Here is a 20,437-nt window from a genome sequence, read left to right on the forward strand (position 1 = left end):
CTATGAGATTCTCATTCGTTTAAAAGAAGAGAATGGGCAAATAAAAGCCATTCACAAAATTATGGATAAATATGAAATTGTTGTTAGGGATATTAACATTGTTTATGGTCAAACCAGTTTTTTAGAAGAGGACAATGAAGACATTAATATTGTGATTCATGCCATGATTTTGGATCATTTTATTGATAAGTTGATTGTTGAATTGAGTGGCCTAAGTGGTGTTGTATCGTTTTCATGTGGTGAGGAGTAGGAGGGGGGCATGGTCGATTTAGGCTTTTGTAACATCCTTTTGATAGTAGACAATACTTAGTATTTTATTGTGTTTTTCTGCAACATTTAAAAGTCTACCGCCATATGTAAATCCTTTTTTCTCATGAAGTAGGATACTTCCTTGATTACCTTCTGTAATAACCGAAATTAATTGCTTTATTTTTGGAGTATGATAGGCGGCTTCTATAAGAGCATCTATTAGACGACTTCCTACCCCTTTACCTTGAGCCTTTTTACTAACATAAATGGAGATTTCTGCACTACAATAGGCAGTCTCTCGTTTTCTACCATATGGCGATAAAGATGCAAAACCAAGGAGTTGACCATCTTCTTCAAAAATCAAAATTGGATAATCCACTTGGTGCTCTTTTAACCATTCTTGACCTTCTTTATAGGTCAATGGTTCTTCTTCAAAGGATGCTGTGCCGTTAAGAATACTATCATTATATATGTCCAGTAAAAGCGGAATATCATTTTCCATTGCTTTTCTAATCATATCGCGCCTCCTAAAAGCCATAAAAATTTTAAGTACTAACAGTTTATCACATAATTTGTATAAGGTACAAAAAGAGAATGAAAAAAGTATAAAATAAGAAAAAAGCTGTAAACCCTTATAGAATTAAGGTTTTACAGCTTTTTCTTTAGCGCACGCAGTAGGACTTGAACCCACAACATTCTGATCCGAAGTCAGACGCTCTATCCAATTGAACTATGCGTGCTTATATCTAAAACCTTTTGGGTTAAGATCTATAAAAACTTTTGTAAGCGAATATCGGAACCGATAAAGCCTACAGATAAGTAATTACCATAAATGCGTGAAACAATACGATCCGTATATTGGTTGCTCCATGCACTTGGTGGTAAGTTTGTTGAGATGACAACAGGCTTCTTGTCCAGCATGCGTGTGTTAATGATATTAAACAGCTCCGATGTGGTAAAAGCATTGTTGATCTCAGTACCAAGATCATCAATAATGAGTAAATCACATTCGTAGAGGTTTTGAATCTCATCTAATGTTACATGGCCCTCTTCGTTATGAAAGCGGTAAGTCTCTAGAAGCTTGAACAAACCAAAAGCCGTCAGATAGATAACCGTATGTCCTGTATCTAGTAATACTTTTGCAATACAGTTACATAGATAAGTCTTGCCTAAGCCGGCTTGACCGTAGAGAATGAGATTGTTGTATTTTGTGTCAAATTGTTCAGCAAAGCTGTAACAGATTTTATAGTTGAAGGCTGCAATCTCTCTTGGTGATTTACCAATATTTTTATCTACCTCACTACTATAATGGTCAAGAGAGAAATTGTCAAAGTTTTCTTTTTGTAAAATGGCATTTAAATGACTTTGCTCATAGGAAAAGTTGATAATTTCTTGGTTGAGGCAATGACATTTAGCATGTTCGATGTAGCCGGAATCCTTACAATCTTCGCAATCATAGATGGGTGCCAGATAATCATTTGGGTAACCTGCATCTTGTAAGACTTTCTTTTTCTGTTGAGATAAACGACTAACTTTTTCTTGCAGATCTGTTAGAAGTACTTGTCGCTTATTTGGATTTTCCACAATTTGCCGTGTTAAGGAAGCGGATAAGGATGAAATCTGCTCATCAATGGCCTGAAGTACAGGGTACGCCTTATAAACCTTATCTTTTCTGGCATAATGAATCTGCTGGTTTTTTAAACGACGTTGGTCGATAATATTTAGGATATGTTTAAACTGTGATCTAGTAAGACCCATATTAAGACCTCTTTTCCACCGTTTCGACTTCAATCATCTGTCGCATGCGTTTTTCAATCAGATCATGGTCATATTGACGTTGGTTATGGTTGTGAAATCGATTACTGGCTTTTGCAGCTAGGTCTTTTTTTGTAGATTTTTTGTCGACTTGGCTTGATTTATACTGTATATCCAATTCCTTAACAGCATTAATGGATTTTGCACCTTTGTTTTGCCAGTTGGTTAAAATTGTATCCACATATTTGAGCTCAGGTTTATTAATAGCCTCAATGGTTTTTTCACAGGCGATTTCAATAACTTCGATTGCAAAATTATATTCATCTAGCCATTTTTCCATTAGTTTTGTCTGAGCCGGTGTGGGGTTCCGACTTGATAAACCTAAGGCTTTGAAGATTTTGTAATAGTTCTTATTGAAGTTATCCGTCAAGTCTTTGGCCTGCTTTACATTTCGTATGCCCTTATCAGACCAGTCCATAGCCACTTTCTCTATGTAATTCATATGACGATGATCGTTGGATGCACAATATTCAATCAAATATTCTACAACTTCTATAGTTAAACCTAGCCAATCCATAAAACCAACTAAGATATTTACATCAACCTGTGTTAATTGCTTGCCCAAATATTTTTCGGTAATATAAATAAGCTGTTGAAATTCTGATTGACCGGCTATAACGGCAATCTCTTCCATGGAGTATTCCGGTCTCTCATAGAGCTTTGGCATTGTAGTATTGGCTTTATTCTTTCCGGTTTTATTGGAAGCGATAACTGTATCTTCTGTCTTTTCAAGACTTAATAAACCGATAGAGGTAATCTGATCATCTTCGTACTGAACTTCAATGACTTTAAGTTCGTCCCAGTAATTAATAGCACGAATGACATCGGATTCTATAAGATGTAACTGCTTTGCGATTTGTTTTGTCGTAAAAGCGCATTGATTGCTACAAATCAGTCTAAGTAAATACAAATAGACTTTCACATAGTCCCCGTTGGATTTAGGCATATAGTGATCAATAAATAGGTTATTTATGAGCGTGTGTTGATGAATGTTTTGAGATTGTAAATTAATTTGACTCATATAAACCCCTTCCCACATTATGTAAACCATTACCATCCATGTGTATAACTTTATATTTATTATACCATCATAGCATATTTTATACGATGGGAAGTATAATGATATAGAACTATGGGCTATAAGTCAAGAGGAAATAGGAAAAAAATATGAGAAAGCCCTATAAATAAAGGCTTTCTTAAGAAGGCATATCGATTGGCTAATAAATGTGTAAAGTGTGGATAAGATGGTGTATAACATTATCTATATGGATAAGATGGCTATAAATGGCGGCCAAACCCAATGAAATAAAGGTGTTCAGGTATCATAAGATTACACTTTATGTAAACCAGTTATACACGTCTGTTTTTGTACGATATGTGAACAACTCTGTGGATAATGTGGAAAACTATGAATCTAGTAGATATTCGCCCAACAAATACACGTCTCCGGCCCCCATAGTTATCAACAGGTCATTTGGGATACAATGGGTCAAAATATGGTAGCTGATTTCATCGAAAGAAGAAAAATATTCACAAGGTGTACCATAGGCCAAAATTCTAGATTGTATATCTCGTGCATGAATGTCACCAATATCCGCTTCACGACCCGCAGAATAGATGTCCATCAAGATGACATGGTCAGCTAAACTTAAAGACTTTGCAAAATCGTCTAAAAAAGCTTTTGTTCTAGTGAAAGTATGAGGTTGAAAAACAATCCAAAGCTTGTTGAAATCCATATTAGCGGTTGATTTTATTGTGGCTTCTATCTCGGTGGGATGGTGTGCGTAATCATCTACAATATGTACACCTCCAAGAGAACCCTTGTATTGGAAACGGCGATGGGTACCAGTGAAATCACAAAGACCTAAAGCTATGGAGGCCAAGTCAATGTTAAGTTCCACAGCGGTTGCAATGGCAGCAAGTGCATTGCTGATGTTGTGATCACCGGGTACGGACAATTGAAATCGACCAATCGACTGATTTTTATAGATGACATCAAAAGCGCCGTGACCAAGTGAGTTATACACAATATTGGTGCCATAAAAATCACAGTTTGTATTGGTCAAGCTATAAGTAGTGATTTTTTTTGTTGTTTCTCTTAATATACGGTGTAAATCCTTGATGTCGGCATTGATAACAATGCTACCATCTGTTTTTGTATTCTCTAAAAAGGTGTGAAATGAATCATGAATATGATGGATATCTCTAAAATAATCCATATGATCTTCTTCTACATTCAGAATAACAGATATCTTTGGAAAAAAATGATGAAAGCTATCAAAATATTCGCAGGCTTCCGTTACAATATAGGGTGATTTACCTACGGTCACATTGCCACTAATTAATGGCAATATACCGCCAACCATAACCGTTGGTTCGGTCTGGGCGGATGTAAGAATATGCGCTATCATAGATGTGGTGGTGGTTTTACCATGTGTACCAGATACAGCAATACTATTTTTATAACCGTCCATAACCTGACCCAGCAAAGTACCACGATCTATGATGGGTATGTCCATTTTGTTAGCTTTTTCAATTTCTGGATTGTCTAATTTGACAGCTACAGTGTAGACAATCAAGTCGATGTCAGAGGTTATATGATCTTGGTGATGCCCTTTATAAATATGTGCACCCATGGTTGTTAACTTTTTTATAGAGTCATTGTTACCGATGTCAGAACCGGTTACTCTAAAGCCACGATCTAGCAACAATTGAGCCAATGCGCTCATGCTAATACCACCGATGCCTATGAAATGAACATGTATGGGTGTTTCAAGGTTGATTTTATACATTTTTATCTCCTTAAGAATCTGTAAGAATTCAATTAACAATCGATTAGATTCTTCTATATTATACATTCTTTTCACGAAATATGAAAGCGTCGAATATTTCGAAGAAAAGGACTTATAATATTCGGAGATGTAAGTTATAATATGGTTAAAGTGTTAAAAGCAAGCTTCTCTAGATGCACGTATGAGACATAGCTTTAAGACCTTAGCCTATAGAGAGAATAGAACTAGAGGAATAGTGATGAATAATAAAATAAGCAAGACAGAGCGTATAGCTTTGATTACAAAAACTTTAATAGAAAATCCATCTCAGATATTTACACTAAACTATTTTTCAGAGATGCTGGATCATGCCAAGTCAACATTAAGTGAAGATATAAAAAGTATTGAAATATCTTTTGAAAAACATCATTCGGGTAAAATATATTCCATATCCGGAGCAGCTGGAGGGGTATATTATTTACCAATTGCTAACAAAGAATTTGTTGATAAAGTACAAATGGATTTATGCAGTAAGTTATCAGAAACCAGTAGAATTATACCTGGTGGTTATTTGTATATGAATGATCTCTTATACGATCCTTCATGGTTGGAAAAGATAGCCCTATGTATAATTGCTTATTATGAAAGTGCTTCAATTGACTATGTTGTGACCATTGAAACAAAGGGTATACCTTTGGCTTTGGCGGTGGCTAGAATCCTAAACAAGCCAATAGTAGTTATTAGAAAATCAGCAAGATTAACAGAAGGTACGACCTTACAAATGAACTATGTAACTGGATCGAAACAAAACATAAAAACCATGTCTATGCCCATCAAATCTATTAGGAGAGGTGCGAATGTTCTATTTGTAGATGATTTTATGAAGGCGGGTGGAACGGCAAAAGGTGTTGTGGATTTTATGAAGGAGTTTGAAGCTAAGGTGGTTGGTGTTGCGGTTATGATGTCTACCATTACATCAGAAGAGAAACTGGTTCAGTCTTATTATTCCTTAATCGATTTTAAGGGTATTGATGAAAAAAACAAAATCATACATATGACCCCCTCCAATATCAAGAAATAATACTTACTATGTTTTAGTTTTTTAAATGCGCCCCTTGTAATAAACAGTTGATGGAAGACTGCAATTACTAAGAGGGCTTTTTATGTGTTGAGAGCACAAGCTATTGTATAAAAATAAACAGTAAGTCAACCGATTTTATAACAAATTATCTGTAAAATTAGGAGCCAAAATATAAAAAATATGATATTATATAGCCATAAGAAGGGAGGCGTATTATGAGAAAAAAAGAAATTGTTGCTATGTTATTGGCCGGCGGTCAAGGCAGTCGATTAGGTGTGTTAACGTCCCATGTTGCAAAGCCGGCAGTATCCTTTGGTGGCAAATATAGAATTATTGATTTTACACTAAGTAACTGTATTAATTCTGGGATTGATACGGTTGGGGTATTGACTCAATATCAACCATTATTATTGAACCAGCATATTGGTATTGGCATTCCTTGGGATCTGGATAAGAATTTTGGTGGTGTCACCATATTGCCACCATTTGTAAGCAAGGACAACAAAGCTTGGTATACCGGTACGGCAAATGCTGTATATCAGAACATTCCATATATTGACTACTATAATCCTGAATATATATTGATTCTTTCAGGGGATCATATTTATAAAATGGATTATGAAATGATGTTAAACTATCATAAGAAGAAAAAAGCAGATGTAACCATCGCTGTCTATAGAGTGCCTATAGAGGAGGCCCATCGATTTGGTCTGGTGAAAACAGAAGAAGATGGTAAAATCTACGATTTTGAAGAAAAGCCTCCGAACCCAACCAGTGATTTGGCTTCCATGGGTATATACATATTCGAGTGGAAAGCTTTTAGACAAGCCCTTATGTTATCTGAGGAAAGCCATGAAGACAGCGACTTCGGGAAGCATATATTGCCTTATATGTTAAGTAAAAACTTTAATCTTTATGCTTATGAGTTTGATGGTTTCTGGAAAGACGTGGGTACGTTAGAAGCTTATTGGGAAGCTAATATGCAACTGATTGAACTGGTTCCTGAGTTTAATCTTTATGAGTCCTATTGGAAAATCTACACCAAAAATGAAGTACAACCACCACAATTTATTGGTCAAGGCGCCAGTGTGGAAATGTGCATATTAGGTGAAGGCGCCGAAATATATGGTCATGTTTATAATTCTGTCATTGGTTCTAATGTCATCATTGAGAAAGACGCAATCATTCGAGATTCAATTATTATGAACAGTGCGATAATAGGCGAAGGTGTTCAGATATATAAAAGCATTATTGCTGAAAAAGCAGTAATTGGGGCTCATGCAAAAATAGGTATAGGTGAGGAGGTCATAAATGAGGAACAACCTCATATCTATTACGCGGGTATTTCTGTTGTTGGTGAGAAGACAGTCATACCTCCTAATGTTGAAATTGGTAAGAATTGTGCCATAGATGGTCTTGTAACCAAGTCTTTTTTTATTGATAATAAACTAGCCAGTGGTAAGAATCTAATTATAGAGGGGGGCTCAGATTGAGAGCGTTGGGTATTATATTAGCAGGTGGAAAAAATGAGAGATTAAAAGATCTATCTACAAATAGGGCGTTGGCAGCGATGCCCATTGCTGGAAGCTATCGTTCAATTGATTTTGCATTAAGTAATATGACCAATTCAGGGGTAAGCAAAGTGGCGGTTGTAACCCAATATAACTCAAGATCCCTCATCGAGCACCTAAGCTCTTCAAAGTGGTGGGATTTTGGTCGCAAGCATGGTGGTTTATATGTATTTACGCCTTACATGACTAATGAGAATAGTTTCTGGTATCGAGGTACGGCAGATGCCATCTATCAGAATCTAAGCTACCTAAAAAATAGCCATGAGCCCTACGCCATCATTGCCCAAGGAGATGGTATTGCTAAAATCGATTATAGTAAAGTCTTACAATATCATATAGAAAAAAGAGCCGATATTACGATGGTTTGTTATGAAGAGAAAAACAAGCGTGAGCTGAATAGGTTCGGTATTGCGACGGTAGATCAGGATTATCGAATTATTGAATTTGAAGAAAAGCCTATTGAGCCAGAAGGGAACATAGTTTCAATGGGTATGTATATTATTCGTCGAAGGTTGCTTATTGAATTAATTGAAAGTTGTGCAAAAGAAGAACGCCATGATTTTGTAAGTGATGTCATTGTACGCTATAGAAAACAAAAGAAGATTTATGCCTATATCCATGAGGGTTATTGGAGAAGTATTGCAAGTCTAGAATCTTATTTTGAAACGAATATGGATTTTTTAGACAAGTCTATACGAGATGATTTTTTCAGGAAAACACCTAATATCATGTCTAAAGTAGAAGATGAACCTCCGGCAAAATTCAACTATGGATCAAAAGTTTCAAACAGTTTATGTTCAAGTGGGAGTATTATTAATGGTAATATTGAGGACTCAATTCTTTTTAGGAAAGTTTTTATAGGTAATAATTCAGTGGTTAAAAAGGCCATAATTCTTAACGATACTTACATTGGTGATCATTGTCATATTGAAAATGCCATTATTGATAGTCACTGTAACCTTGAGGAAGGTACTGTGGTCAAAGGTAAAGAAAACGAAATTATTATTATAAAAACCAAGGATAGTTCCTATAAATAAAATACAAGTATGATTAAAGTGTCAAAATGAGTTAAATCAATAAATTTCATGGAATATGGCTCTAAAGGCGTGATGAAAAAGAGTTGTCATCCTATTGATAATATACTATAATAATTGTAGTGGTGATTTTACAGAGTAATGGCCTTTAATGCTAATGTTTTCCTGCAATAAGAGGACGAGATAGATATATGTATGATATTAGTATTGGGAGTAAAGTGGACAGTTAAGTTACTTATAGTCAGAGCTACTTATGGAAAGGGGTACACATGGAGATTACAGATGTAAGAGTAAGAAAAATTACTAAAGAGGGTAAAATGAAAGCAGTGGTATCGGTTACCTTTGATAATGAATTTGTTGTACATGATATCAAAGTAATCGAAGGAGAAAAAGGTCTGTTTATTGCAATGCCAAGTAGAAAAGCCTTAGATGGAGAATTTAGAGATATTGCTCATCCCATTAACTCCATCACACGGGATAGAATTCAAAAGTCAATACTTGAAAAGTACGAAACGATTTCTTTGGATGAAGGCGAAGTATACGAAGAAATGGCTGAAATGGAATGAATTTTGGCACTTCTATCTAGAAGTGCTTTTTTATTGAGTTATTCCTTGAACATATATAATATCTAGTGTAAAATGTACCACGGACAGTATTAATTTTATGTTAAGTTGAAAGAGGTGTCTTCATTGTCAAAAGTACAGGCCATCATTTTGGCTGCCGGTGGCGGAACCAGAATGAAATCTAACAAACCAAAAGTCATTCATGAAATTCTAAAAAAAACATTAGTGGACTATGTCATTGAGTCGGCTAAAGAAGCAAGTATAGAAGATGTGTGTGTGGTAGTAGGACATCAAAGTGAGGTTGTAGAAGCGGCCATATCTCATGAAGTGGTGTATGCTAAGCAGATAGAACTACTTGGGACAGGTCATGCGGTTATGATGGCAGAAGATTTCTTGGATGTTGAGGGAAAAACTTTGGTTTTGTTTGGTGATACGCCCTTAATTACAAGTGATACGTTGAAGGCGATGATAGAGCATTGTGAGACAAGTAAGAGTGATGTAGTCGTTTTATCTACGATGGTAGAAAACCCTAGCGGTTATGGGCGAATTATAAGGGACGAAGATGGACAGTTTCTTAAGAGTGTAGAACACAAAGATGCATCAGAGCAGGAAAAAATGGTATGTGAAATCAATTCAGGCATGTACTGCTTTGACTCAAAAGCGCTTAAAAGCGCATTGAGTCAGTTAACCAATGATAATGCCCAAGGTGAATACTACCTTCCGGACACCATGAAGATTATTATGGATATGGGTGGCAAGGTGGAAGTATTGGTCACGGAAGAAAGCGATGAGATTCTAGGAATCAATACAAAAGTACAATTGGCTGAAGCTGGTTTGATCATGCAAAGACGTATTAATGAGAGATGGATGCTTGAGGGTGTCATTATGGTACATCCTGATCAGTGCTATATTAGTAAAAACGCTGTTATTGGTTTGGATACTGAGATTTATCCCAATACTTTTATAGAAGGTCATACAAAAATTGGCGAAGGGTGTATAATTGGACCTAACACTAAAATAGTGGACTGCGAGCTTGGAGACCGAGTTCATATTGAACAGTCTACAGTATTAATGAGTAAGATTAGTCATGATACCACTGTTGGACCGTATGCTTACATACGTCCAAATTCAAATATAGGTCAAAATATAAAAATAGGTGATTTCGTAGAAATCAAAAACGCAAGCATTGGTGACGGGACTAAAGTATCTCATCTTACGTATATTGGAGATGCGGATGTTGGAAAAAACGTCAACTTTGGATGTGGGACCGTAGTGGTGAACTACGATGGACAGAAAAAATATAGAACGACAATCGAGGACGAAGCATTCATAGGTTGTAATACGAACCTTGTCTCTCCTGTCACTGTACATCACAGAGCTTACACAGCTGCTGGATCGACAATAACCCATGATGTACCGGAATCCGCACTAGGTATAGCAAGAACAAGGCAAACAAATATTGAGGATTGGGCTAAGAGAAACAGATAACGTGAATGCATGAACCTAGGAGGAAGACGAATGACCAGTGTAATCAGAAATAATGATGGCATTAAAGTTTTTTCAGGAGGCGCAAATCAAGAACTGGCAATCAACATAGCTAAATCATTAGGAACTGAATTATCTATTGCAGAGGTTGGCAAATTTAGTGATGGTGAATCTTATGTAAAAATCGGGGAAATGGTAAGGGGTGTTGACTGCTTCATTATTCAACCTACATCATTCCCAGCTAATGACACTTTGATGGAAACACTTATTATGATTGACGCCTTAAGAAGAGCATCAGCCGGTCGTATTACAGCGGTTATGCCTTATTACGGCTATGCAAGACAAGATCGTAAGGCAAGAGCTAGAGATCCAATTACTGCACGATTGGTAGCGGATATGCTACAGATTGCAGGTTGTGATCGTGTTTTAACAATGGATCTCCATTGTGCGCAGATACAAGGATTTTTCACGATTCCTGTGGATCATATGTTAGGTAATCCTCTTTTAATTAAGTATTATAGAGAAAAGTTCCAAGATAAGAAAGAAAACTTGGTTATTTGCTCACCAGACATCGGATCAGTTAAGCGTTCCAGAAGTTTCGCTGAAGCCCTTGATGTACCGATTGCCATTATTGATAAGCGTAGACCGGAAGACAATGTAAGTGAGGTCATGCACATCATTGGTGATGTAAAAGGAAAGAATGTTATTTTGGTTGATGATATGATTGATACTGCCGGTACGATTTGCAATGCGGCTAATGCGCTGAGTGATCAAGGTGCAATCGAGATATACGCTTGTTGTACACACCCTGTTTTATCCGGACCGGCTATAGAACGAATTACGAAGTCAGCGATTAAAGAACTGCTTGTTCTGGATACAATTGCTTTACCGGAGAATAAAAAGACGGATAAGATTAAGCAGTTGTCGGTGGCAGATATATTGGCGGATGCGATATCAAGGATTCATCACAATGAGTCTGTTTCTAAGCTCTTTGTATAAGTAGATTATGAGGTCTCTATGGTTTTAATACTTTAGAGACTTTTTTTATTCCCTAGGAAAGTCTGTGTTATGTTAATGCGTTGAAGTATCGCATTAACTATTAAGCAAATTCTTCCTGCCGGAACAATTTGTTTTGCAAAGCGAGGCGTAGTCTCTTTGTACTTGGGAAAAAGAGAAAACTTATTAAAGGGGCTCCCGTGAAAACCCTTCCACAGTGAGCGGGTTTTTTTGGTAAACATTGTAATAAATGGAAATGATTCCTAGTATATGGAATTGTTTCCATTTTTGTGTTATATAAACATATATGTCATAAATATGAAATAAATTATATAAAATCAGCTAATTATCAAAAACTTCTTGCAATTTTCAGAGGGTCTCCATATAATATATAAGAGTATGGTGTATCAAAGAATTAGGATGGGGAGTGAATAACTTGGAAGATACATTGTTGGCAGGGGTTGTTCTCTTTGAACGCTATAAGATTATCAGGCCTCTTGGTATAGGTGGGACCAGTATTGTATACTTGGCGCAGAACAATAAGATAGGGAGCTTGGTTGCCATTAAAGCCATAAAGAAAACAGAGGATGAGATTGATTTACTGGCAGAAAAAAATATATTAATTGAACTGCGTCATCCCTCGATTCCAATAATAATGGATATTGAAGAGGACGAAGATCGAATATATCTTATTGAGGAATACGTTGAAGGCAAGGTACTTGAGAAGTATAAGAATAAGCTGACAGAACAAGAAATTATCGATATTATGTTACAACTATGCGATGTACTAAATTACCTGCATACCTTTCAAGAACGACCTATTATTTATAGAGATTTAAAGCCGAGTAATGTTATCAGAATGCAAAATGGACATATTAAGCTGATTGATTTTGGTATAGCAAAAAAGTACAGTCACGAAACAACGAGAGATACAACTCAATTTGGAACAAGAGGGTATGCAGCACCAGAGCAGTTTGGATTTTCTAAAGTAGATGTGCGGACAGACATATTTGCTCTTGGTGTAAGCATGTACTATTTATTGACGGGAAAGAATTTAAGTACACCTCCGTATAAGCTACAACCTCTAAGAAATGAAAATCCCTACATCAGTTCGGGTTTAGAACAAATTATTATGAAGTGTATGGAGACAGTGCAAGCCAAAAGATATCAAAACATTGCCACTCTACGACATGATGTTCATGCTCTTGGTAAACGGAAGAATGACAATAATGATTACGATGTTTTTCTTGAAAAGAGTCCTAATGTTATAACGGTTACAGGCATAAATAGGTCTTTAGGTACAACGCATGTGGCCATCATGCTCGCCCACTATTTCAAAGAACAAGGTCAAAAAGTTGCCTTGATTGAGTGGCAAGCGCATCATGATTTTATAAAAATTTATAACATGTATAAAACCATTAATGAAGAGAAATTTTACTTTGTTTTTAATGATATTCATTTTTACAGTTATCAAAATAATTTGTCCTATGATAAGAGTATGGTAGCTAATTATGATGTGATTATAGTAGATGGTGGTCAGTATGATGATTTGGAACAAAAAGGTAGTTATCAGAAAAGTCACCAAGTTTTGATGCTGTGTGGTGGTAAGGATTGGGAAATAGACAGTTTTGAAGAGTATTATTTTGGTAGTCCCAACAAGTCATATTATTATATGTTTAATTTTATGGATGATACTTCCTTTCGTGTGGTAAAAGAAAGCATGGCTAATTTTAAGTGTCATCAGGTGCCATATAATCCAAACCCATATTTGATAACGGAGACGACACAAAAGATATTAGATGATATTTTTGGTGTCGTTGCTACAAAAGCTCTAGGTCTAAAAAGGAGTAAGTTGGAAGATGTTAAAAAGCATATTAGATCAAAAATTCAAGTATTCAAAAATACAAAAAGAAAAGAGCAAAGTCATAGCGGTGACGGGCGTGGCTAGAGGCGTTGGTGTTACTCATTTCTGTATTATGATGGCATATTATTTGGCCAAACAAAGAAGAAAAGTTGCCTTAGTGGAACTCAATGAAACGGGGCATTTTGGTAAAATTGAAAAAGCATATGAAGGCTTACATCATGATATCATGTCAACAGAATCTTTTAATATTAAAGGAGTTACATATTATAAAGGAACATCTAAAGAAAAACTTATGGATTTGTATCAGGCTGACTATCATTATATATTGCTTGATATCGGTGAGGGTATAAAGCATTATGCAGAAGAGCATAAGCGTGCAGACATACCCTTAGTTATAGGGCATGTGAGTGATTGGAAGATAGATGAAGTAGATGACTTTAGAATCAGATATTCTATGCTCATGACCAAGAGATGTAAATGGCTTTTTCCAGATGGAAAAAAAGATGAAATGGTGGAATTAGGTAGAAAAATAGGCATGACTTTTCATACAATACCTTATTGTGTTGATCCTTTTGTTAGAAAAAAAGTGACCCAAGATCATATGAAAAGAATCATTGGACTGGAGGTGTAATATGTCAATCATACGACAACGTACAAAAAATTTATTGATGGCAGGATTTTTAGGTGTAATGATAAGCTTTGTCCTGATTTTGCTATTGTCTTTGATTTTTAGAGAAGAGGTTTCAGAATATTTTGCTAATACAGTAAGACAAGAGCAACAAGAAACATTGACCCATCCTATTGTTGTTGCATCAAAAGCATTGAAAAAAGGAAGCATATTGACAGGAGAAGATGTAACACTATCTCTTATGGAGGCAGAAAAGCCAATCTCATCCGGTTACACGGAAGTATCCCTCTTGATGGGTAAAAAGCTTTTAATAGACATAGATAAAAATTTACCATTAACCCCGCCTATGTTTATGGAAGAAGCATTGGTGAGTAAAAATCTTAGAATATATGAATTTGGGTTTATAGAATTACCGTATTTACTAGATGATGCAGATGTAGTTGATATTAGAATTGCTTTTCCGACAGGTCAGGATTATATTGTATTGGCCAAAAAGCCAATTCAATCTTTTGAGCGTTCTAGAGATCAGGTTCATGTTGGCCTTATAGACTTAGCCCTTGAAGAAGAAGAGGTTCTACGTATGTCTAGTGCTATGGTAGATACCTATCTTACAGAAGGTACTAGGGTGTATTTGGTCAAATATATCAATCCAGATCAACAGGCATCATCCATTGTTAACTACCCGGTAAATCAAAGTGTTTTAGCACTTTATATGGAGAATCCGAATATATTTGAGATACCGAATCAAGAACAGATTCTAAGTAAACGACATGTGTTGGAGCTATCATTACAATCTTTACTAGATGAAGCTGGCGTTCGTTTTTTTGAGACAAATATGGCCATACCGACCATGACTATGAATCCATTGACACCAGAAGATATGGTTTTAGAAGATATCCAAATAAATAGAGACAGTGAGCCATCACCTGAATCATTAACGACGACAATAACAAATGAACCTAATAACACTGAACATAATAACGAGAAGGAAGAAGACGCAACATTGTCTGGATTTTAGGTGTGAATATGATACGAATAGGTTTAATTGGTGTAAGTACAAAAGAGAAGGACTATTTGGGACTTTACTTAGGGAAGGTCCTATCAATGGAACATAAAGTGGTGCTGGTGACAAAGCATCAAAGCTTAATGGGCGTGTTAGAGGATTATGAATATAATGAATCTTTTAGAATTGTAAGTCAAATACCGGATGTACTGGAAGCAGATTATCTTATTGTGAATGGCGTAGAAATTGATAGAGAAAGATATGATCGTTTGTTTTTCATAACTGGACCTAGACAATCAGAAGTAACGGATAACGAACAGATTTTCAATAGGGGAATAATGGAAAATGATTGTGTCATTTATCATAATATTTTAGTGGATAGTAAAATAAATGGAAAATATTTAAACAATCGATTTAAAATTGACCCCAAAAGAATTAAAGTGCTTGAACGTCCTTTTAATGAGTGGGATTGGATTATGGAGATGGAAAACGACTATGACCTCTCAATTTGGATGGGACATATGTCCCGTGATTACCAGAAACTTATTCAAAGAATGATACAGCATATTCTGGGTAGTAAAGATAAAGCCATTAAGAAGTGGTTAAATAAGTCGAAAAGGAGTAAATAGAATGCAAATAGCTTTTTGGTCACCAAATCATGGACAAACAGGTACAACAAGTACTGCTGTTGCTATGGCATGTATGTCAGCTCTTCTATATAATTTCAAGATTCTCATTGCCCATAGTCATTTTGAACGTAGTACGCTTGAAGGTTGCTTTATGAAGGAAAAAGCTCATCATCAAGAAGATCTTTTAGATTTTAGTGACAATGGCTTGGATGCCTTGAAGAGATTAGCAAAAAACGGAAGACTTGCTTCGGGTATGATTTGTGATTATACCATATCTCTATTGGCCAATAGAAGATTAGATTTGCTTCAAGGGACCAAAACATATCAGCCCATCGACACCCAAGAATCATTGACTTTACTAAGTCAGATTTTCACTATTGCCAACATGGAATATGATCTAATCATGATTGATGTGCCAAGTGGTACCCATCATAAATTAACACAAAAGATTATAAAAAACTCAGACTTGGTGGTGGTTTGTTTGAACCAGAATAAAGCCTTAATAGACACTTTTTTTAGCAATAAGTCTTACGCATCATTATTAAGTGAGAAGACTGTATTGTACAATATCGGTATGTATAATAAGGAGAGTAGGTCCACGTTTAAAAACTTGGCTAAAACATATGGTGTGGATAATATGATGTGCATGCCTTATGATATCGGATTTATGGATGCTTGTAATAGTAGTCGTATTCTAGACTTCTTTATGCGTCATCTATCCATGAATTCAAAAAATAGGCATAAAAATCTTCTGCAACATTTAGAAAGAAATTGTGAAGTTATGATAAAACAGTTAGAAAAAACCAAACAGGAGGCTAGTATCGATTATGCTTAATTTTATAATGATACTGGTTGTGTTACTTATATTTATTATTATATTAATCTTCTACTTCCAAAAAGGTGATTCGACTCACTATTTAGAACAGAAACTTCTTAATAATAGTGAAAAGTTTCTGTTTGAGACCATTGTGGACTTTGTCAAGGATGCTATAAATGACATAACAAGAACCAACCTATATGAAATGGGCCTGTCTGAAGATGAGTTTAAAAGACGGCTTAATAAAAGAAGTGAGCTAAAGAAAGCACTAAAAAATTGTACTTATGGATCAGCTCTTGATAAAGAGTATGTGAAAGATTTTATTTGTGATTTGTTAAAGAAAAATTATATAACAGAAAAAAATATAGATAAAATCATGCACTTTGGCCAACCCAATTTTCTGAGTGTTCAAGATAAGTTTGAGATTTTGCTATATCTATATAAAAAAAGCCATGGTGTATTGGCCCTTAACCGAATGATTGAAGAGCATAACCTTGATCATTTAAAATATATTATAGAAAATGGAAAAACCCCTTCATATATTATAACATCTCAGGAAATCGTAGACATATTTGGTAAAAGTCTGACACAACTCAGCTATGAAGATAAGTTGATGGTCATTACACAACGGGTTTATCAGATTTATAAAGGTTTTGGTGTGGTGGATGAGATAAGAGACATGGCGATTGACGGCGTATCTGGTGGTGTTTCAGGTGTAGTAGAAAAAACTACAGACAAAGTGATGGAAGACTACCTAAGTCAAATCATGCAGACGCCAAATCATTATGACAGTATCTGGATATTTTATAAAGGTAAATCCATACATTTGTCCTTTCTTTCTTTCGGTTCAGAAAAAGAACTACGACGGATTTGTCAGAATATTTATCGTTATAACAAAGCCGGGCAATTATCGGAAAGTACAGGTTATAAAGTGAATGAAATGAAGGATGGTTCAAGGGTTGTTGTTGTCAGACCCCCTTTCTCGGAATCATGGGCATTTTTTGTCAGAAAGTTTCATATTGTTAATGTGACGTTAGAAGAGCTAATTTCAGATGAATATGCCGGACTAGCCATAGAAACAATTCGTTATCTGATTAAAGGTGCTAGAATAATATCTATAACCGGCTCTCAAGGTTCAGGTAAGACAACTTTGTTAATGGCAATGGTAGAGGCCATTTATGGTACGTTAACGCTACGTGTTCAGGAAATGGCTTTTGAGTTACATCTTAGAAAAGTATATCCGATGCGGAACATATTAACTTTCAAAGAAACATCCACCATAACGGGGCAAGCAGGAATGGATGTCCAGAAAAAAACCGATGGATCTGTAAGTATTTTGGGAGAGATTGCTACAGACGAAGTTGCAGTATGGATGTTGCAAATGGCCCAAGTGGCATCTTTATTCACACTCTTTACCCATCATGCCAAATCTGTAAAAGACTTGGTTTTATCTCTAAGAAATTCTCTTTTAAAATGTGAAGTTTTTAGAGATGAAAAAATTGCTGAGCAACAGGTGGTGAGCGTATTGGATTTTGATATTCATTTAGAACGGGATGGAGATGGCAAAAGGTATATATCCAGAATAACTGAAATCGTAGCACTAGAGCTTGAAGCACCTTATAGTAGAGACTATAGGGAAAAGTCGAATCAGACAGATCAACAAAGTGCTTTCATGGACACGATGACGGATTACTTCACACGTATGACAGATCGGAAAAAGTATGAAAGCAGAGATATTGTAGTATATGATGAGGGGCGTTATAAAACGGCGCACAGAATGAGCAAGAATACCATTAAGGAGATGGAAAAAAATATGTCCAAGGCGGATTATCAAGCCTTTCTTCTATTTCTAAATGAGAATTGGGGTTGTGTTTAATGGATTATGAGTTATGGATGTTTATAGGTATCATGCTTATGATAATGGCTTTTGGATTGATGTTCATAGCCAAAGTCATAGATAAACGGATTAAAAAAAGGCAGTTACACTTAAAGGTGAAACAAAATCAAGAACAGGTCAATAGATATTATTTGCGGATGTACAAGTTATTATCAGGGTTTTGCCTTACAAGACATAAAATAGCAAATATACGACTTAGAATAGAAATGATTGGACATACCAATGAACGGGTCATTCGCAAAAAAACAGTTAAAATTTATCTAATAATTACGGTACTTATGGTGCTTTTAATGGCAGGGATGATTATTATAACAAGACAACCTATATTGCTTATGCTACTTTTTTTAGCAATATGGCTTTTATCTGAAACTGTAATCGACTTTCTAGTCGAGCGCCTTAAGAATCGACTCTTGTATCAACAACTCAAGTTTAATGACATGGTAAGGCATAAATATTATGAAACCTATATGATTGACGAAGCAGTCTATGATGCTTGTCAAGAGTTAGGTGAAGATCATTATGAAATATGTATTCAAGGAGAACGGATTCATGATGTTCTAAGGGCAAAGGATGTTGAAAAAGAAATATTAGCATATAACGAGACAGCACCTAATAAATTTTTGAAAATGTTTTTAGGACTGGCCTATATCACCATGGAATATGGAGATACAAAAGTTGATGGGCATAGTGTTTTTTTGAAAAACATTGGGGATTTGACTGGCGAAATTAGGATTGAATTAAGTAAAAGAGAGAAGTTGAATTATGCTCTAAAGAGCTTAAATATTATTGTATTTTTACCGCTATTTTTTATTAATCCGGTAAAGCTTTGGGCCAGTGCTTACTTTATGCCTATGAAAGTTTTTTATGATAGCAGAGCCGGGTTTTTTCTTGAAATGTTCATCATTATGATGGTACTGCTTGCTTATTTCCTGCTTAGAAAGATTCAGCAGTTTGATGATCAAAAAACGGTGGTCAATAAAAAGAAGGTACTGGAAAAAACACTTTATGAAAAAGGTCTCTACCAAATTGTTGACTTTATTAAGCCGGCATATCATAAAGGACATTACTACAGACTGAAGCTTAAGCTTAAAAATAGTGCCAGTCATTTAGATGTGGAAGCCTTTATTACTAGGAAGTGTCTGTATTTTTTTACAGGGTGTATGGTGGCTTTGCTGGTTATTATTGCACTACAAATGAATACTAAAAAAATGATTTTGACAGCACCGACGATACCGGATTACTTTTTGGGCGGTCAACTTTCAGAGACAGCCCTTAAGGAGGCTGAAGCCATTACGAAGAAGGACCGAAGTTACTTACATAAAATGAACCGAAATATGGAACTAGAAGATGTAATTCATTTGTTAGAAGAAAGTGGCATTCCTGTTTCAGAAAGCGAAAGAATGGCACAGCGAATAATGAAAAAACACCGAGTTTTTATAGATCAATACATAAAATGGTGGGAAGTACTACTTGCACTTATCATAGGTATCTTATCTTACAATATTCCTGAGATTATGTTGATTTTTCAAAGAAGAATTCTAAGGTTTGATGTGGAAGATGAGGTTATGGGTTTTAGTACCATATTGTTGATGTTAATGAATCACGAGCGCCTGTCTCTTATGGATGTCCTTGAATGGATGGCCTTATATGCTTATACTTTTAAAGCACCCATTCAAGATTGCATTAATAACACTTCTTCAGGTATGGTGGATTCATTAAAAAACCTAAGAGATACATCTGATGATTCAAGGTTTATACGTCTGGTGGACAGCCTAATACTAGCAGCACAAGACATAACGATTAAACAAGCCTTTGATGAACTTGAATCAGAGAAAAGCCATTATCTGGAGGAGAGAAAAATAACCAATGATCAGGTCGTAGAAAAGAAAGTGAACTTAGGGAAAATCATAGGCTTTGCACCGGTATATGGATTTATACTACTATATATGATTTATCCTATGATTGTAAGCAGTATGGCAGATATGGAGTCATACTTGAATCGAATGATGCAACTATAATAATAATCTAATATGG

The 20,437-nt window shown here is 35.6% G+C and carries 18 protein-coding genes and 1 tRNA gene; 14 read left to right on the top strand and 5 right to left on the bottom strand.

Annotation, left to right across the window (positions count from 1 at the left end; all coding sequences use genetic code 11):
• Window positions 1-250, top strand: a 250-nt coding sequence (locus AC6F8J_RS04210; protein WP_500721268.1) for a hypothetical protein, incomplete at its 5' end; no start/stop codon positions are given.
• Window positions 251-268: 18 nt separating this feature from the next.
• On the opposite strand, the gene AC6F8J_RS04215 is transcribed toward AC6F8J_RS04210, so the two are convergent.
• The 5 genes from AC6F8J_RS04215 to murC form a co-directional block, all read right to left on the bottom strand.
• Complete coding sequence (locus AC6F8J_RS04215) at window positions 269-766, bottom strand: GNAT family N-acetyltransferase (RefSeq protein WP_500721269.1); 498 nt, start codon at window positions 764-766, stop codon at window positions 269-271.
• Window positions 767-915: 149 nt separating this feature from the next.
• Window positions 916-989, bottom strand: a tRNA-Arg gene (locus AC6F8J_RS04220).
• Between the two features lie 28 nt (window positions 990-1,017).
• Window positions 1,018-2,007, bottom strand: a complete 990-nt coding sequence (locus AC6F8J_RS04225; RefSeq protein ID WP_500721271.1) for an ATP-binding protein — start codon at window positions 2,005-2,007, stop codon at window positions 1,018-1,020.
• Between the two features lies 1 nt (window position 2,008).
• Window positions 2,009-3,085: a DnaD domain protein gene (locus AC6F8J_RS04230; RefSeq protein WP_500721272.1), complete on the bottom strand. Its 1,077-nt coding sequence runs from the start codon at window positions 3,083-3,085 to the stop codon at window positions 2,009-2,011.
• A 385-nt stretch (window positions 3,086-3,470) separates the two neighbouring features.
• Window positions 3,471-4,922, bottom strand: coding sequence for a UDP-N-acetylmuramate--L-alanine ligase (gene murC, locus AC6F8J_RS04235; RefSeq protein ID WP_500721273.1), 1,452 nt, complete (start codon window positions 4,920-4,922; stop codon window positions 3,471-3,473).
• 172 nt (window positions 4,923-5,094) lie between these two features.
• Here murC and purR point away from each other — a divergent pair, with 172 nt between their 5' ends.
• The 13 genes from purR to AC6F8J_RS04300 all read left to right on the top strand — a co-directional run bounded on the left by purR (window position 5,095) and on the right by AC6F8J_RS04300 (window position 20,421).
• The gene (gene purR / locus AC6F8J_RS04240; RefSeq protein WP_500721275.1) at window positions 5,095-5,916 is read left to right on the top strand and encodes a pur operon repressor; all 822 of its coding nucleotides are present in this window, start codon (window positions 5,095-5,097) and stop codon (window positions 5,914-5,916) included.
• A gap of 215 nt (window positions 5,917-6,131) precedes the next feature.
• On the top strand, window positions 6,132-7,409 hold the full coding sequence (locus AC6F8J_RS04245) for a glucose-1-phosphate adenylyltransferase (RefSeq protein WP_500721276.1): 1,278 nt from the start codon (window positions 6,132-6,134) through the stop codon (window positions 7,407-7,409).
• Window positions 7,406-8,524: a glucose-1-phosphate adenylyltransferase subunit GlgD gene (gene glgD, locus AC6F8J_RS04250; RefSeq protein ID WP_500721278.1), complete on the top strand. Its 1,119-nt coding sequence runs from the start codon at window positions 7,406-7,408 to the stop codon at window positions 8,522-8,524. The genes AC6F8J_RS04245 and glgD overlap by 4 nt, the downstream gene beginning before the upstream one ends.
• Before the next feature lie 266 nt (window positions 8,525-8,790).
• Window positions 8,791-9,087 carry a septation regulator SpoVG gene (gene spoVG, locus AC6F8J_RS04255; RefSeq protein ID WP_125136858.1) on the top strand — a complete coding sequence of 99 codons (297 nt, stop codon included), beginning with the start codon at window positions 8,791-8,793 and terminating at the stop codon, window positions 9,085-9,087.
• 123 nt (window positions 9,088-9,210) lie between these two features.
• A complete protein-coding gene (gene glmU / locus AC6F8J_RS04260) occupies window positions 9,211-10,572 on the top strand; it encodes a bifunctional UDP-N-acetylglucosamine diphosphorylase/glucosamine-1-phosphate N-acetyltransferase GlmU (RefSeq protein ID WP_500721279.1) in 1,362 nt (453 codons plus the stop codon).
• Between the two features lie 30 nt (window positions 10,573-10,602).
• The gene (locus AC6F8J_RS04265) at window positions 10,603-11,568 is read left to right on the top strand and encodes a ribose-phosphate diphosphokinase (RefSeq protein ID WP_500721280.1); all 966 of its coding nucleotides are present in this window, start codon (window positions 10,603-10,605) and stop codon (window positions 11,566-11,568) included.
• A 433-nt stretch (window positions 11,569-12,001) separates the two neighbouring features.
• Entirely contained in the window at window positions 12,002-13,513 is a 1,512-nt protein-coding gene (locus AC6F8J_RS04270; protein ID WP_500721282.1) for a protein kinase domain-containing protein, read from the top strand.
• Window positions 13,425-14,060, top strand: a complete 636-nt coding sequence (locus AC6F8J_RS04275; RefSeq protein WP_500721283.1) for a P-loop NTPase family protein — start codon at window positions 13,425-13,427, stop codon at window positions 14,058-14,060. Before AC6F8J_RS04270 ends, AC6F8J_RS04275 begins: the two co-directional genes overlap by 89 nt.
• Window position 14,061: 1 nt before the next feature.
• Entirely contained in the window at window positions 14,062-15,075 is a 1,014-nt protein-coding gene (locus AC6F8J_RS04280; RefSeq protein ID WP_500721285.1) for an SAF domain-containing protein, read from the top strand.
• A gap of 8 nt (window positions 15,076-15,083) precedes the next feature.
• Window positions 15,084-15,689: a hypothetical protein gene (locus AC6F8J_RS04285; protein WP_500721286.1), complete on the top strand. Its 606-nt coding sequence runs from the start codon at window positions 15,084-15,086 to the stop codon at window positions 15,687-15,689.
• Window position 15,690: 1 nt separating this feature from the next.
• The gene (locus AC6F8J_RS04290) at window positions 15,691-16,524 is read left to right on the top strand and encodes a hypothetical protein (protein WP_500721287.1); all 834 of its coding nucleotides are present in this window, start codon (window positions 15,691-15,693) and stop codon (window positions 16,522-16,524) included.
• Window positions 16,517-18,382: a hypothetical protein gene (locus AC6F8J_RS04295; RefSeq protein ID WP_500721288.1), complete on the top strand. Its 1,866-nt coding sequence runs from the start codon at window positions 16,517-16,519 to the stop codon at window positions 18,380-18,382. The genes AC6F8J_RS04290 and AC6F8J_RS04295 overlap by 8 nt, the downstream gene beginning before the upstream one ends.
• Complete coding sequence (locus tag AC6F8J_RS04300; RefSeq protein ID WP_500721290.1) at window positions 18,382-20,421, top strand: hypothetical protein; 2,040 nt, start codon at window positions 18,382-18,384, stop codon at window positions 20,419-20,421. The genes AC6F8J_RS04295 and AC6F8J_RS04300 overlap by 1 nt, the downstream gene beginning before the upstream one ends.
• The last annotated feature ends 16 nt before the right edge of the window (window positions 20,422-20,437 follow it).

The organism is Petrocella sp. (assembly GCF_059865615.1).

Bases quoted from the DNA above. Each gene is read 5' to 3' on its own strand.
- AC6F8J_RS04215 (WP_500721269.1), bottom strand. From the start codon at position 766: ATGATTAGAAAAGCAATGGAAAATGATATTCCGCTTTTACTGGACATA.
- AC6F8J_RS04225 (WP_500721271.1), bottom strand. From the start codon at position 2,007: ATGGGTCTTACTAGATCACAGTTTAAACATATCCTAAATATTATCGAC.
- AC6F8J_RS04230 (WP_500721272.1), bottom strand. From the start codon at position 3,085: ATGAGTCAAATTAATTTACAATCTCAAAACATTCATCAACACACGCTC.
- murC (WP_500721273.1), bottom strand. From the start codon at position 4,922: ATGTATAATATAGAAGAATCTAATCGATTGTTAATTGAATTCTTACAG.
- purR (WP_500721275.1), top strand. From the start codon at position 5,095: ATGAATAATAAAATAAGCAAGACAGAGCGTATAGCTTTGATTACAAAA.
- AC6F8J_RS04245 (WP_500721276.1), top strand. From the start codon at position 6,132: ATGAGAAAAAAAGAAATTGTTGCTATGTTATTGGCCGGCGGTCAAGGC.
- spoVG (WP_125136858.1), top strand. From the start codon at position 8,791: ATGGAGATTACAGATGTAAGAGTAAGAAAAATTACTAAAGAGGGTAAA.
- AC6F8J_RS04265 (WP_500721280.1), top strand. From the start codon at position 10,603: ATGACCAGTGTAATCAGAAATAATGATGGCATTAAAGTTTTTTCAGGA.
- AC6F8J_RS04275 (WP_500721283.1), top strand. From the start codon at position 13,425: ATGTTAAAAAGCATATTAGATCAAAAATTCAAGTATTCAAAAATACAA.
- AC6F8J_RS04280 (WP_500721285.1), top strand. From the start codon at position 14,062: ATGTCAATCATACGACAACGTACAAAAAATTTATTGATGGCAGGATTT.
- AC6F8J_RS04285 (WP_500721286.1), top strand. From the start codon at position 15,084: ATGATACGAATAGGTTTAATTGGTGTAAGTACAAAAGAGAAGGACTAT.
- AC6F8J_RS04290 (WP_500721287.1), top strand. From the start codon at position 15,691: ATGCAAATAGCTTTTTGGTCACCAAATCATGGACAAACAGGTACAACA.
- AC6F8J_RS04295 (WP_500721288.1), top strand. From the start codon at position 16,517: ATGCTTAATTTTATAATGATACTGGTTGTGTTACTTATATTTATTATT.
- AC6F8J_RS04300 (WP_500721290.1), top strand. From the start codon at position 18,382: ATGGATTATGAGTTATGGATGTTTATAGGTATCATGCTTATGATAATG.